This is a genomic window from Desulfobacterales bacterium, assembly GCA_021647905.1.
Classification (GTDB): Bacteria; Desulfobacterota; Desulfobulbia; order Desulfobulbales; family BM004; genus JAKITW01.
In genome coordinates, this window is the sequence record JAKITW010000079.1 from 1 (window position 1) to 13,199 (window position 13,199).

Annotated in this window: 10 protein-coding genes and 1 riboswitch; all 10 genes read right to left on the reverse strand. The window is 58.1% G+C overall.

Annotation, left to right across the window (positions count from 1 at the left end):
* Positions 1 to 251 precede the first annotated feature (251 nt).
* Entirely contained in the window at positions 252 to 1,103 is an 852-nt protein-coding gene (locus L3J03_10815) for a sirohydrochlorin cobaltochelatase (protein MCF6291472.1), read from the reverse strand.
* Between the two features lie 44 nt (positions 1,104 to 1,147).
* Positions 1,148 to 5,038, reverse strand: coding sequence for a cobaltochelatase subunit CobN (locus tag L3J03_10820; GenBank protein ID MCF6291473.1), 3,891 nt, complete (start codon positions 5,036 to 5,038; stop codon positions 1,148 to 1,150).
* Positions 5,038 to 6,741, reverse strand: coding sequence for a TonB-dependent receptor (locus L3J03_10825; protein MCF6291474.1), 1,704 nt, complete (start codon positions 6,739 to 6,741; stop codon positions 5,038 to 5,040). The genes L3J03_10820 and L3J03_10825 overlap by 1 nt, the downstream gene beginning before the upstream one ends.
* A gap of 225 nt (positions 6,742 to 6,966) precedes the next feature.
* Positions 6,967 to 7,743 carry a dihydropteroate synthase gene (locus L3J03_10830; GenBank protein ID MCF6291475.1) on the reverse strand — a complete coding sequence of 259 codons (777 nt, stop codon included), beginning with the start codon at positions 7,741 to 7,743 and terminating at the stop codon, positions 6,967 to 6,969.
* Between the two features lie 75 nt (positions 7,744 to 7,818).
* The gene (locus L3J03_10835; GenBank protein ID MCF6291476.1) at positions 7,819 to 8,187 is read right to left on the reverse strand and encodes a DUF2149 domain-containing protein; all 369 of its coding nucleotides are present in this window, start codon (positions 8,185 to 8,187) and stop codon (positions 7,819 to 7,821) included.
* A 170-nt stretch (positions 8,188 to 8,357) separates the two neighbouring features.
* Positions 8,358 to 8,945: a MotA/TolQ/ExbB proton channel family protein gene (locus L3J03_10840; GenBank protein MCF6291477.1), complete on the reverse strand. Its 588-nt coding sequence runs from the start codon at positions 8,943 to 8,945 to the stop codon at positions 8,358 to 8,360.
* On the reverse strand, positions 8,936 to 9,661 hold the full coding sequence (locus L3J03_10845; protein MCF6291478.1) for a DUF2162 domain-containing protein: 726 nt from the start codon (positions 9,659 to 9,661) through the stop codon (positions 8,936 to 8,938). The genes L3J03_10840 and L3J03_10845 overlap by 10 nt, the downstream gene beginning before the upstream one ends.
* A 2-nt stretch (positions 9,662 to 9,663) precedes the next feature.
* Positions 9,664 to 11,706 carry a TonB-dependent receptor gene (locus L3J03_10850; GenBank protein ID MCF6291479.1) on the reverse strand — a complete coding sequence of 681 codons (2,043 nt, stop codon included), beginning with the start codon at positions 11,704 to 11,706 and terminating at the stop codon, positions 9,664 to 9,666.
* Between the two features lie 149 nt (positions 11,707 to 11,855).
* A riboswitch (cobalamin riboswitch) is annotated at positions 11,856 to 12,043 on the reverse strand.
* 171 nt (positions 12,044 to 12,214) lie between these two features.
* Positions 12,215 to 12,850, reverse strand: coding sequence for a hypothetical protein (locus L3J03_10855; protein ID MCF6291480.1), 636 nt, complete (start codon positions 12,848 to 12,850; stop codon positions 12,215 to 12,217).
* Positions 12,847 to 13,199: hypothetical protein (locus L3J03_10860; GenBank protein MCF6291481.1), on the reverse strand; the 353-nt coding region annotated here is incomplete at its 5' end. The genes L3J03_10855 and L3J03_10860, both read right to left, overlap by 4 nt.

Consider the following 13,199-nt stretch of genomic DNA (forward strand, 5'->3'; position numbering starts at 1 on the left):
TCGCCGCCGCGGCGAAGCGAGTTCCTGCTTGATAGCCTGTTTATGAACAGCCGGCCCTTCTCAATGGAGCGGCCGTTGGTAGAAGAAAACCCCTTTCCCGACAGGAGGGGGTTTACTGAATGTTTACCTGTTCAGGTTGTTACGAGTTCATCAAGTGTTCAGTAAACCTCGCAGGTTTCACCTTGAACCGGGAAAGGGGTCTTGTTGTACCGGTTGTGGCTGCGGCCGAAAATATGGTCCAGCCCTGCTGGTTAATAGTAGGCGGCCAGGGTCAGGCTGCGCTGCAGCCGTTCCATGAAAAAGGTGATGATCTCCGGGTAAAAGGCCAGCCCCTTGAAATAGTCGGCACCACCATATCCGGCCATGGGGCATTGCACGGCAAAGCCCATCTCTTCCAGGCACGCACGCCAACTCTTCCCATTACCCATGAGATCCTCTTCCGCATGCATGCCGGCCAGATACATCATCGGGATTATTTTTATTTTTTTGTACCGGCTTACCAGGTTCTGCCGTTTTATCCGGGCCAGCACCGCCCCATGGTCCGGTACCCCTTCGATACTTGCCGCCAGCAGATTGGGGTAGAGATCGGCCACCAGCCTTTCCAGGCCGAGATAAACGATATTCACCGGATCAGCGGCCAGGGGCGTGCCATGCAGGGCCAGGAGGTTGAGCCCTTTATCCGGGGCCAGGAATTCCCGGGCCACCACATCAAGGGTCTGCCGGATAAAATCCCAGCGGTGGAGCAGGGTTTCACTTAAGAATACCCGCAGGCCCGGGAAATACTCGCAGGTCTCGGCCATATGATGGTATTCGGTGCCCGGGAAGATATGCAGGGGCTGGACCACCGCCTTGCGGAAGCCCGCGGCCTCCACCCGGGCCAGGGTCTCCTGCAGGCCGGGCAGGCCGGTTTTTTTGCGGATGATCTCCGAGGTGTAGGCCCAGAACTTTTCATACCCGGGAAACTCCTTTTCAAGTCTTTGCCGGAAGATCTCAAAAGCTGCCTTGCCGCGGCTGCTGCTGCCAAAGGCGGCAATGACGATGGCTGGTTTTTCTTTCAGTTTCGGCAGCCGCATCTTGCGGCCGATATATCCATGCTGGTGCATTTTTTATTCTCTGTCTGTTTTCTTCTGCCTTGCTCTTTCAATTCCTAACCGCGCTTTCTAATCGCCCCATAGGCGGCCAGGCCGATGATACAGAGAACAACCAGGCCGGCCAGCCACTCCACCCCGGATGAGCTGACCTGGGTGGAATCGTCCCGGCTTTGCATCTTCTCCATCTTATAGCCCTCCACCTCGGTCTGGCCCTGGTTCCGGACCCCGCCTTGCTGCTGCCCTGTTGCCGGTTTTTCGCCGGCCTGCTCCGGGCTGGGCGCGGCCAGCCGCTTTTGCAGGGCCTTGCGGTCAGCCACCTGTTCTACCAGGGATTTCCGGGCCGCCTGTTCAATGGCAATCTTAAATTTCTCCACCATCGCCGGGCTCAGCACCCCGGGCAGGGAGATGATCGAGACCACCATCTGGTTCAAGAGCGGGTTGTTACAGGTATGGTCACAGCAGGCCACCCCCTTTTCCACCACGCTCATTGCATAGTCCGCGGCCAGTTTCTGTTTGATTTTTTCATCCGGTTGCCAGTAGCCCTTGCGCATTGTCTCCAGCATGCGCCCGGTGATCGACTGATGGGCCCAGGGAGAGGCGCTGTTAAAAAACTCTTTCATCTCCAGGCCGTACCTGTCCTCCACATACACCTCGTAGGCCTGTTGCCACTTGGCGTCATCGACCTTGTCCGGGTTGGTCATCTCCCAGCCCCAGAGATATTCGACAAAACGGGCCATCTCCCGGGCCCCGGCGTAATCCTGCTTTTTCATGCCCCGGATCCACTCCGGGTTCAGATAGCGGCTGCGCATCTCCCGGCCCAGGGTCCTGGCCACATCCTCCACCTTGACCCGGCCCGGTTGCTGCTGCCGGGTGATAAGGGTCTCGGGAGCCGCACCCGACTCCAGGCGCACGGCCATGGACAACCCGCCCAGGTATTGAAACACATCGTCATTATCAAGCAGGCCGTAGACATTGGAGGAGCGTGAATGCACGGTGACATCCACCTCGGCCAGGTTTTCTTTCAGCAGGGCCCGGGCCGGCACGCCCCAGCGGCCCTGGCCGAAGACAAACCCCATGCGGTTTTCAAAGACATCCACCACCTGGCGCTCATCCTCCCAGATGCCGGAACCAGAGGCCATCTTTGCCACCCCGGTGCCGTAGGAGCCGGGCTGTTCGGAAAAGATCCGCAACCGGCTCAACTCCCCGGCCTCCTTTTCAGCCATGCCCCGGGCCTCGAGTTTCAGCTTCAGGCGGCTGGAGTTCCGCTGCAACAGGTTATCGATATCGGTCTGGCGCAGGGCCAGCGCCACGGCCTGGTCGATAAACTCCAGCTTGCCGGGAAACAGGTCCCGATAGAGACCCGAGGCGTTGACCATCACATCGATGCGGGGCCGGCCCAGCCGAACGCCGGGTATGACCTCAACGCCCACCACCCGGCCGCTGCCGGTCCATCTCGGCTTGATGCCCATCAGATAGAGGATGGTTGATTCGTTCACCCCCTCGTTGCGCTGGGTCTCGGTGGCCCAGAGGACCACTGCCACCTTGTTCGGATATTTTTTATGCTTGTTCAGGTGATTCTCAATAATCTCCTTTGCCGCGGTCTTGCCCAGCTTCCAGGCCGCCGGGGTTGGCAGTTTCCGCGGGTTGAGGCCGTAAAAATTGCGGCCGGTGGGCAGGGCGCCGGGGTTACGGATCGGGTCGTTGCCCTCGCCGGGGGGGACAAAGCGGCCGCGCAACCCGGCCAGTAACCCGGCCATCTCGTCAGGCCCCGACTGGCGCAGGCCATCTGTTATCGTCGCTTTTTTTTCAGACGGGTTCCACTTTATCACTGCCCGGGCCATCTCGTTCATCTCCTGCTCCCCCGGGCTCCGGCCAAAGGTATGCAGGCCGTAGGGCATCAGGTTCTCCCGGATTTCCTCCAGGTAATGGCCGAGCAGCCGGACCTGCTGGTCATCATCCCGGCCGTTGATTGTCGTGGCAATATCCGCCATGATGCCGGTTTCTGCCGCCAGGGCCAAGAGTTCCTTGAGCTTTTCCGGCGCGGTTGTGCTGTTACGGGTCCGGGCCCGCTGGTATTCATCCACCAGCTCGGCCATGCGGCCGTATTCAGCGTAAAAACCAACCTCCTTGAGCATGGGGATGAGGTGGGAGATGATCACCGCCCGGCCCCGCCGCTTGGCCTGAATGCCCTCACCCACGTCATCGACGATGTAGGGGTAGATATTGGGTATATCGTTGATCAGCACCTCGGGCGGGCAGGCGGGGGACAGGCCGGCCTGCTTGCCCGGGGTCCACTCATAGGTGGCATGGGTGCCGAGATGGACCATGGCATCGGCCCCGAACCCGTGGGCCAGCCAGAGATAAACGGCCAGGTATTGATGATGGGGATAAAGGGTGGTGTCATGGTAGAGCTTCATCGGCTCATCCCCCCAGCCCCGCGACGGTTCGGGCAGCAGAACCAGGTTGCCCAGGCTAACCGCCGGGATGATGAAATCATGACCGTCCCGCATGATTTTCGCCGCCTCGGGCGGTCCCCATTGTTTGATCATCTTTTCCCGGAACCCGGCGGGCAGTTCGTTGAACCATTTTTTATACTGCGCAACCGGCAGCCGTATCACCTGGGACGATTGCAGCAGCCGGGCAAGTTCACCCGGGGCCCAGGAGCCGATATTGCGGGCCGAGGCCAGGATCATCTCTTTAATCATTTTTTCAGAGGGCGGCTCGCCCACATTATAGCCTTCATCCGCCATGGCCCGGATGATCTCATGCAGGCTGGCAAAGACATTGAGATAGGAGGCGCCGATGTTCTGCTTGCCCTGGCTGTGGTTGTAAAACATGATCGCCACTTTTTTGTCCTTATTGGCCAGCCGCTGCAGGTTCAGCCATTTATGCAGCCGGCCCATGAGCCGGTCGATATTTTCCTCGATCAGCTGGCTGAGATAATAGGTCTTGCCGCTTTGCGGATCGATAATTTTTTTGTTGGCAGCCAGCGGGGTGGGCTCGATGAGCCCGGAGATCTCCGGGGTGGCGATGGACCAGGCCACTTCATTGCCGGCAATACCCACCGGGCTTGCCCGCCACTCTGCCAGGGTATCCTTATAAAGGCTGATACCGTTGATAATCGGCACGTCGAGTTTATCGAGGAGAGTGCCGAGTTCAGGGGTCAGGGCGGAATAGAATTTCAGGCTGAAGGCGAGGACAAGGTCCACCCGGGCCCGGCCGTTTTGGTCCAGCAGAAAACGTTCAATGGTCTGCTGATCCTTACCGAAGCAGGGCAGGACGTTGAAGCCCTCTTCTTCCAGCCGCGCAATAATGGCGTTGATCGGCTGCTGCCGGCCCTCGGTAAGGGAGGATGAATAAAAGAGCAGGCCGATCCGGGGTTTTTTTCCATCATAATCCTTGCGGCCCTGCTGCCATTCCTGGTACCCGGCCACATCATTAAAGATTTTTCCGGCCCCGGGATGATAGATGCCAATCTGCGGTTTTTCCCGCACCCCGGCATAGCTGATGTTGGCATCAAAATGACGGGAGGCCACCAGGCGCAGCATGTTTTCGATGTTTTCCCGGCTGATATGGCGGTAATAGCCAGCCACCTGATCGTCAAAGATAAAACCGAGTCTTTTGAGCTGTTCATCATCGGTGGAGCCGCGCAGGGCATAGATTGTTTTGTTTGAGCGGTTGATCTTCTCCTTGAGATAATTCTCCAGTTCGCGGCCCATCACATCAACCACAATGACCGGGGATCGATCAATTCCAGCGCGTAGATCCGCCCCGCCCGCTGCCAGTTCACCGGCGGTAACCACCTCGATTTCCACGCCGATGTCAAGCCCGGCCACGGCCTGGTTGGCCAGGTAGGAGTTGTTGTCAAGGACCAGGAGGGTCAGATCAACGGCATAGGCCTGCGCCGGCAGGCAGAACAATGAGAGAAGCAGTAGTAAAAAATTCATCAGAACCTGTAGTTGAGTCCGGTGAGCCAGGTGCGCGGATCGCCCTGGTAGCCGGTGCCGTTGACATGGGAGCGGTCGGCAATATTTTTGACCTCGGCAAAGAGGTCGATTTGCTGGAAGCTGTATTCTCCACGGATGTTGGCCAACAGGACTTCCGGCACTGCCGTGCTGTTGTCCGAACGGGTATACTGTTGGGAGGTGTAGACCAGCTGGCCGATGATGGCGAGGTTGTCATGCTGCCAGCTTGCCTCTGCAGTGGCCCGGTGTCGCGGGCTGGCGCTAAGGGTGTTGCCGGTGTCCTCGTTGGTGGCGTCAAGCCAGGTGTAGGACAGGGAGAAATTGACATCAACAAGGGGAGTGGCGGTGAGCTGCAGTTCCGCGCCCCGGCGCACCACCCGGCCGAAATTCTCATATTGCCCCTTGCCGGCGTTGTTCAGCACAAAGCTGATCTTATCGGTGAGCAGGTTATAGAAAAAGGAACCGGACAGGTTGAGGGGCGGCCAACAGGAGAGGGACCAATCAAGGTCGAAATTGTCCGAGGTCTCCATGCCGAGACCGGGGTTGGGGTCCTTGGTGGGAGTCTGGTCGTAGCGTTGATAAAAGGTCGGCGCGTTATTGGCCCGGCTGTAGGAGATGGCCAGTGCCCAGTCCTCCTCCTGCCGGCCCAGTTTCAGCTCCGGGTTCACCGTGGCGGCGAACCCGGAGTAGCTGTTCAGGCGCAGACCAATGGTGCTGGTCAGGGGAATTCGGGAGAGCGTATAGCGGTATTGCCCGAAAAGCGACAGGGAAGACTCCTCTTCCGTGCCAAAGCCACTGCTCCTGGCTTCACCCCAGCGGAAATTGCCGCCATATCGCCATGCGCCAAGGCGGTTTTCCCGGCTGCCGCTGATATCCTGGCCCGCCTCGCGCACCTTCATAAAGGTGTCGATCCCACGGTCCGGGTCGCGGTTTTCCCGGCGCGAATCATTATAAAAGGTGTTGGCGGTCAACCCTCTGAAAGAGGCTGGCACAGAGATGGCGTACATCTTCTTTTTTCTGCGGTAACTGGGGGATGGGAACTCGACCCGGCCCGGCAGGCCATACTCTTCCTCGGTAAAATCCAGGGTCAGGCCAAGGCGGCCCTTGGCAAAACCGTATTCGCCGCGCAAACCGGCCTGTCTCTTCTTCAGGTCATCATTGGTGACAAAGCCGGCCGTGGAGGTATAACCCAGGGTCATCCCGGCGGCCCAGCCGCCCTGTTGCAGATGGATGTTGGTCCGGAGGCGGCGGGTGGCGCCACTGCCCAGCCAGCCCTTGATATTGCCGCCATGCCCCATCTCTTTCCGGGTGGTGATGAGAATGACCCCTGCACTGGCATCATCGCCATATTGCAGGGCCCCCTTGCCGCGGATGATCTCAATGGCGGCGACATTTTCCAGTGACACCAGGTCAAAATGAACGCCGCCATGGGAAGAGACCCGATCATTAATGGGCCGGCCGTCAAGAAACACCTTGACCTTTACCGAGCCGCGGATGGAAACCGAACCGTCCGTGGCATTGATACCTGGTAAACGGTTCAGGAGATCAGCGATCCTGGTGACCTTCATGGCCCGGATCTGCTCGGCGGTAATGATCTCTCCCCTGTCATCGGCCCGGGCGGACCCGGCAAAACCAGGGGCTCCGAGAGCGAAAACAATGAGCAGGGCCGGCAAGAATTTCTTCAAGGTGGATACCTCTGCCTCTGAAAAGGCGTAATTGGTCGCCGGGCATGGCAATTACAAAAAAAACGTAAGCGTTCACCAGCACCCCATCTTCGCACGATCAGGCCGGCTCACATAGCCATACTATGGATTCGCCGGCCTGCTTGCACGAATCCGTGGCACTGGTAAACGCTTACAGGCCGGTGGTTTCCGTAAATCTGTAACCCCCTGGTGAACGGTTACAAAAAACTACGCTGCCACGGACAGCACCAGCTGCGGATTTTTCGCCACTGCCATTAAATTCTTATCAAGGCAGTTCATGATCACCGCGTCAAGCCCGGCCGCGGCCAGCAGGGGCAGCAACCGGCAATGCCAGGCAGAGCGTTCGCCCATGGCAAGGCAGACCGATGAATTGGAGATGGCGACAATGGTTTTCAGTTTCTTTTTACTCAACTCTCCCAGCATTCCGATAGAGTCGAGCAGCACCTCGATATCCGGCAGACCGGCGCCCAGGCCCCATGTTGCCGGATCAGGACGACAGGAGATGACCGGATCGAGATAAAGCTGCTCCAGGTCCAGCCCTGTCTTGTCCGCTGTTTCCAGCACCTGGAGGGCAAGGTGCAGCCGGCCGTTCACATCCATGGGGGTAAGCTCGGAACTGACCAGGAGAACCACCAGGTTCGCCTGGAAGAATTTTGCCGTTTCCATGGCCCGGGAGAGTTCCGCCGGGTCAGCGGTCACCGCATTGATGGTGGCGGTTCCCCGATGGACATCCAGGGCGCGCTGCTGGTCCAGGACATGGCTGGAGAGCAGGAGAGGGACCGCCATGCCCTGCTGGATCGTTTCCACCAGCCAGGGGGTGAGCCGGCCGAGATTCCTGTTCCGGCCGAGATTGATATCAAGTGCGGTTGCCCCGGCATCGACCTGGCGCCCGGCAAGACGAACAAGGGCCTCCTCGTCCCGGCTTTCCACGGCCCGCAGAAAAGCCTGGTTCATAATATGCATGTTTTCGCCGATGATTTCCATGTCATCCTCCGTATTGATTATAATCAATTCTTGCCAAGGTCCCGGCAAGTAAAATGAGCAAGATATTGAATCGTTTCATCTGTCCCCTGACCTCTGACTTCCGTCCTCCGGCTCCGGCACATAGACCATGGAGCCATCCTCCAGGCGATAGGCAGTGCCCAGCCGCCGGCCCTTGCCCTTTGCCTTTTCCTTGGTAACCTTCATCGCCTCGATCTTTTTACCTTTTTTGATAATGATCTCCATGTCGCCGTTGGCCGACTGCTTGGTGATGGTCACCTCGGAGTCCTCTTTGAAGAGATCCTCCAGATGGTAGGCGCCGAACAGGGCCAGCAGCAGGCCGACAATAAAGACCAGCCCCAGGTCAAAGAGGTTGGCCACCCCGGTCAAGGGATCGTTGTCCGACAGGCCGGTGCCGCGGTTCTGGCGGCGCTGCAAATATTTCATCTTTGTCGGTCTCGCAACAACCCGCTCGACGGACGTGATTCGTCTTGTAACTTGTTGATTTTATTGGGTGGCATTTGAAGCCTTTCGGGTTGTTACGAGTTCATCATCTTTGTCTCAACCGCAAATTGGAAATAAGATGTTGGCAAAAAATGTCCGGATAACCAATACCTTCATTTCTGATCTCCGATTTCCAACTCACAGATCAGCTCCATGTTTTTGACGTCTTCCTCCACCCAGCGGCGCTGGATGGTGAAGAAGAAATAGCTGACCAGCCCCAGGGCCATGCCCACCACCGTGGTGGTAAAGGCGATGACCAGATCGCCGGAAAGACGGCTGAGATCGCCCTGGCCCAGGGAGGCCAGGCCGGTGCCCATGGGGATCAGGGTGCCGATCAGGCCGAGGCCCGGGCCGATCCGGATGAGCATCTTCAAGCGGTCAAGGGATTTCCACAGTTGATGTTCGGTCTCCCGCAGCAGGTTCAAGGCGCCAATCCCGGCCCGGTCCCACTCCTTGATCTCAACAAGCCGCTTGCCGAAACGGCGGACCGGGGCCGGGAAATCGCTGAAAGTCCGGTGTTTGAGGGAGTTGATCACATCAACCTGCCGGGGCAGCCGGCTTCGCCCGAGCCATAGCCCGGCAAAACTGCCGCTGTAGATGACCAGCCCCACGGTGAGTATCGATAGCAGCAGCAGCACCGGCAGCAGCAGGGACGAGGCCGCGACATAGATAAATGATTTCAGCAGGGCCATTATGTCCATGACGACCTCCATACGGTTTTTATGAAACCAGCGGCAAAGGCCAGGCCCGCTCCGGCCAGCAGCAGGGGCAGCCGGCTGTCCGCCAGACCGGTGACGCCTGTCCGGCTCAAACGGTAGATCCGTTCAATATCCCCGAACTGCGGCGCCACCGCGATGGTGAGCAGAAAATAAAGGGCGGCCAGCACCATGACCGTGCCCAGACCATGCTCGGCATTGCCCTTGCCGAACAAGGTCAGGCCAAGTCCGCTGCCAAGGCTCACCAGGGTGAAGCCCACGAAAAGCCAGCCAAAGAGCCAGGGGACATCGGGCAGCAATATGTGCAGAAAACCGCCGCTGAACAGGATGACCGAGAAACAGACCGGGCAGGGCAGGATAAGCAGCAGCCAGCCGCGGCTCCCTGCTTCCGACCCGGGACCCTTTTTCAGTAAGGCCACGCCCCAGAGAAGCAGCAGTCCGGCCAGCAGAAAATGGAGGGTCATCCCGTTCTTGAAAAAAAGCATGACCGTATCCAGCCGGGCCAGAAGATCAATCCGGCTGACCAGGAACCAGGCCAGCCAGAAAACGGTTCCGTAACCGGCAAGAAAACCGCAGACAGCCGCAAGCCGCCTGAGCGGCCCTGGTTCCCGCCTGAACAGATAGGAAAGACCGGCCCCGCTCTTAACCGCGAAGATACCCACTGAAAAGGCAAGGCCGAGAATCAGGGACTTCAGTTCCATGGCTAAAACTCGTAACGGTAGCCGGCATAAAGGGCGCGGCCCGGCTTGGGAAAGCCCTTTTTCTCGTAATAATCCTTGTCAAAGAGGTTCTCCATCGTCAGGGTGAGGTGGTGGTGTTCGAGGAACTTGACGCCAACCACCAGGTCCACCACGGTGAAGGAGGGGTACTCCACCTCCGGATAGCCGGCCGCGTTCCAGTCGGTATCCTTCATCGGCCCCTGGCCGCGGCAGTGCAGCTTGCCGTCGAACATGCCGTCATCATAGCGGATGCCGTAGTTGACCGTGTATCTGGCCACATTATGGATGTCCCGCATGCCGCCGCCGGGCTGTTCCTCTTCAGCCTTGAACATATGGGTGGAGTTGACAAAGAATGACAGGGACCGGTCCCAGTCAAGGGGCGTGCCCAGATCAAAAGAAAGTTCGGTTTCCAGGCCGGCCATTTCCGCGCCGAGGCTGTTCTCATAAGTAGTGGTATTGCCGATCGTCACCCTGGTGATCTTGTCGGCAACATCGGTATGGAAATAGGTGAGATCCAGGGAAAGCCCCCATTCGGGCCGGTCGTAGCCCAGCCCGAAGTCATAGGTTGTGGAGTTCTCCGGATCAAGGGCCGGATTGCCCTTGGTAATCATGGTCACCCCGCTGACCACCCGGGTTGCATAGCCGGCGAGTTGGGCCGCGGAGGGCGGTACAAAGGCCTTGCCGATGGTGGTGTGCAGCCGGATTCCCCGGTCAAGGTTGTAGTTCAGCCCGGCCCGGGGGCTGAAGGTGGAAAAACTCTCGGAGTTTGGCGTAAAGTCGGTCTTGTAGGGGGTTGGCCTGGTCTCCACCACAAAGGTATCGTAGCGGCCGCCCAGCGTGGCGGTGAGCCGTTCATCCATTAAACTCCAGATGGTTTCCAGGTAGCCGGCCCGGTTTTCCCGGCCCTCGTCAGGGGACCAGGGGGCCTTTCTGGTGCCGTCCTGGTTATAGCTCCTGCTGACCTTGTCGATATTCTGGTAATCGAACCCGACAATAAAGCGATGGCCGGCCCAGGTGTATTCATCCTTTACCTGGAACCCGATCCAGTCGGTTTCAGAGTCATAACTCCGGTAGGGAGCAACCTGGACCGGGATGAACCAGCCGGTATAGTGCTTATAGGATTCCGAGGTTTCGTTGGTCTTGTAGGCGGTAAGGCTGAGCCGGTTGTCCCGGCCGAACTCGCCCCCCAGGCGCAGGTCCAGGCCGTAACGGTCAATGTCCTTATGCCCTGATTTGGCGTCCCTGTTAAAGATATCGCCGGGGTTTTCAATATCACGGCCCTGGTAGAGGTCGCCGCTTGCATCGAGCCGCCAGGTATCATTCAGATCGGCGCCCAGGCGCAGGGTGCTGTTCTGCGTTTTGTAGCTGGTATTGGCTCGATACTCGCCATTGCCCATCTTGAAGTCACCGGCCTGTTCATGGCGGCCGGCAGAGAAATCAAAATCAAACCATTGGCCCAGGCCGCCGCCCATGGCCGCCTTCTGGAAGTTGGTCGCAAAGGAGCCGAAACCGATCTCAGCCATGCCGGTCAACTCGCCGGTGTTTTTCCTGGTAATGATATTGACCACCCCGCCCATGGCCTCACCGCCGTAAAGCGACGATGCCGGGCCCTTTAATATCTCGATCCGTTCGATATTGTCCGAGAGAATAGTGGCGAGATTGCTGGCCCCGGCCGGGCGGCCGTTGATGAGCGTCAGGGAGTGTTTGGTGATCCCGGAGAACTCCGGCCGGAACCCGCGGATACCGATACCGGCCAGGGTGCCGGGATATTCGATAACGTTGATGGAGCTGTTTTTTTTCAGTTGCTCGGTGATCGTTGCGCCAACGGTCAGCTCCACGGTCCGGCTGTCGATCACCTCGACCTTGGCTGGGATTTTTTTGATATCCTCCTCGCTGCGGGTGGCGGTGACCACCACCTCGGCCAGGGTTGCTTCCGGGACCGCTTTGCCTTGTTCCTGTTCCGCCGGGGCCAGGGCGGGCGCGGCCATGATGAACAGGGCCAGGGCGGCCTGGATTCTCTTTTTCATCTCGCATCTCCTCAAAACTGATATTTCAGGTCCGGAGATGCCTTGACAAGGGCAAAAAAAATCCCCGGACCAATAAAATATTGGTCCGGGGAGTCCCTGATTTTCCCACGAATAACCATAGAGCAGACAGCCCCTTGTCCACGGGGGCAGGCTCTTCTTGTTTCTCAGACAGGTCTTCTGACTCCCGGATCGTCCTCCTTTTGCGTCTTCCCAACCCCGGAGGGGTCAGTGACATGCATGCAAAATTCGTCCCCGGTCACAGCGGCGGGCCCGTCCCGGATTTCCACCGGGTTCCCTATTAAGCTCGGCTAGGAGCATCTGAAAAATACAAAGCAAACCTAACTGAAAAAACAGAGGACGTCAACCGGCCGTTGCAAGGGAGGGTGTTTTTCATACAAACCTTATCTGGCGCCTGCTTGTTTCAGTCTGCGGATGATTTTAGTGTGTTTTTCATCCATGGCCCATGTCAAGGCCGTTCTGCCGGCATTATCTTTCACATTGTAACAGTTCACCAAGGGCGACAACCTCGGGGGATACTCAGCCCGTACGAGTTCACCAGTGCCTTAGATTCGTTCGTTTGGGGCTCCGAATCTATCCTTGGCGGATGTGAGGAGGCCAGGTAAGCGAGCCTGCGAGACTCCGAAACGGGCGAAGATGAGGTGCTGGTGAACTTGTACTTCACATTGACATCAGCGCCCTTGGCCAGCAGCGCCTCCACGATTCCGGCATGTCCCCGGATCGCCGCCCACATCAGGGCGGTTATACCGGTCTCTTTTTCCACTCTGTACTCTATTCTGGCAATGGCCCTCTTTACCTCTCTGCTGTCGCTTGCGCCGGGGGAAAGCTCAAGATATTTTGTCAGATTTTCGCTGGCATCGATGTACCGGCCAAGTTTTTCCTGAACCAGGCCAAGGTTGTAATAAACAGCAGGCCAGTCAGGGGCGAGTTCCTTTGCCAGCCCGAACTCGTGAACAGCATCCTTGTAGTCTGCATCTGTTTTTGCCATCTCCACCGCGGCCATACCCCTGTCAAAATGGCGCAAGGCCTCATCGGAGATGTTCTGCGCCTCTGCCGGGCCGATGCCGAGACAAAAAGCAATGGTCAAACCTATTACGGCAAGTCTCATCATCATCATCATCATCATCCGCCCCCCTTGAGTTCTTTCAGAATTTCCCCGGCCTGCCCGGGTTGTTTCTCCACTGCCTCGAATCCCTGCCGCAGGTTGTTCAGGTCTTCTTCCTTTTCTTTTTTCCGCTCGTTGAGCAAGGCAATATTCTTAGCGGCCTCCTTGTCCTGCTCAAAAGCCGCATCCGCCCGGGCCTCTTCTTCTGCAAGGGCCTTTTGGGCCATTGTTGACACCTGATGATTGTCGGTCTCGCAACAACCCGCTCGACGTAAACATTCAGTAAACCCCCTCCTGTCGGGAAAGGGGTCTTCTTCTACCAACGGCCGCTCCATTGAGAAGGGCCGGCTGTTCATAAACAGGCTATCAA

What these genes read in the sequence shown, in the direction of transcription:
- L3J03_10815 (MCF6291472.1), bottom strand. Translation starts at nt 1,103, where the DNA reads ATGCACCAGCATGGATATATCGGCCGCAAGATGCGGCTGCCGAAACTG.
- L3J03_10820 (MCF6291473.1), bottom strand. Translation starts at nt 5,038, where the DNA reads ATGAATTTTTTACTACTGCTTCTCTCATTGTTCTGCCTGCCGGCGCAG.
- L3J03_10830 (MCF6291475.1), bottom strand. Translation starts at nt 7,743, where the DNA reads ATGGAAATCATCGGCGAAAACATGCATATTATGAACCAGGCTTTTCTG.
- L3J03_10835 (MCF6291476.1), bottom strand. Translation starts at nt 8,187, where the DNA reads ATGAAATATTTGCAGCGCCGCCAGAACCGCGGCACCGGCCTGTCGGAC.
- L3J03_10840 (MCF6291477.1), bottom strand. Translation starts at nt 8,945, where the DNA reads ATGGACATAATGGCCCTGCTGAAATCATTTATCTATGTCGCGGCCTCG.
- L3J03_10845 (MCF6291478.1), bottom strand. Translation starts at nt 9,661, where the DNA reads ATGGAACTGAAGTCCCTGATTCTCGGCCTTGCCTTTTCAGTGGGTATC.
- L3J03_10850 (MCF6291479.1), bottom strand. Translation starts at nt 11,706, where the DNA reads ATGAAAAAGAGAATCCAGGCCGCCCTGGCCCTGTTCATCATGGCCGCG.
- L3J03_10855 (MCF6291480.1), bottom strand. Translation starts at nt 12,850, where the DNA reads ATGATGATGATGATGATGATGAGACTTGCCGTAATAGGTTTGACCATT.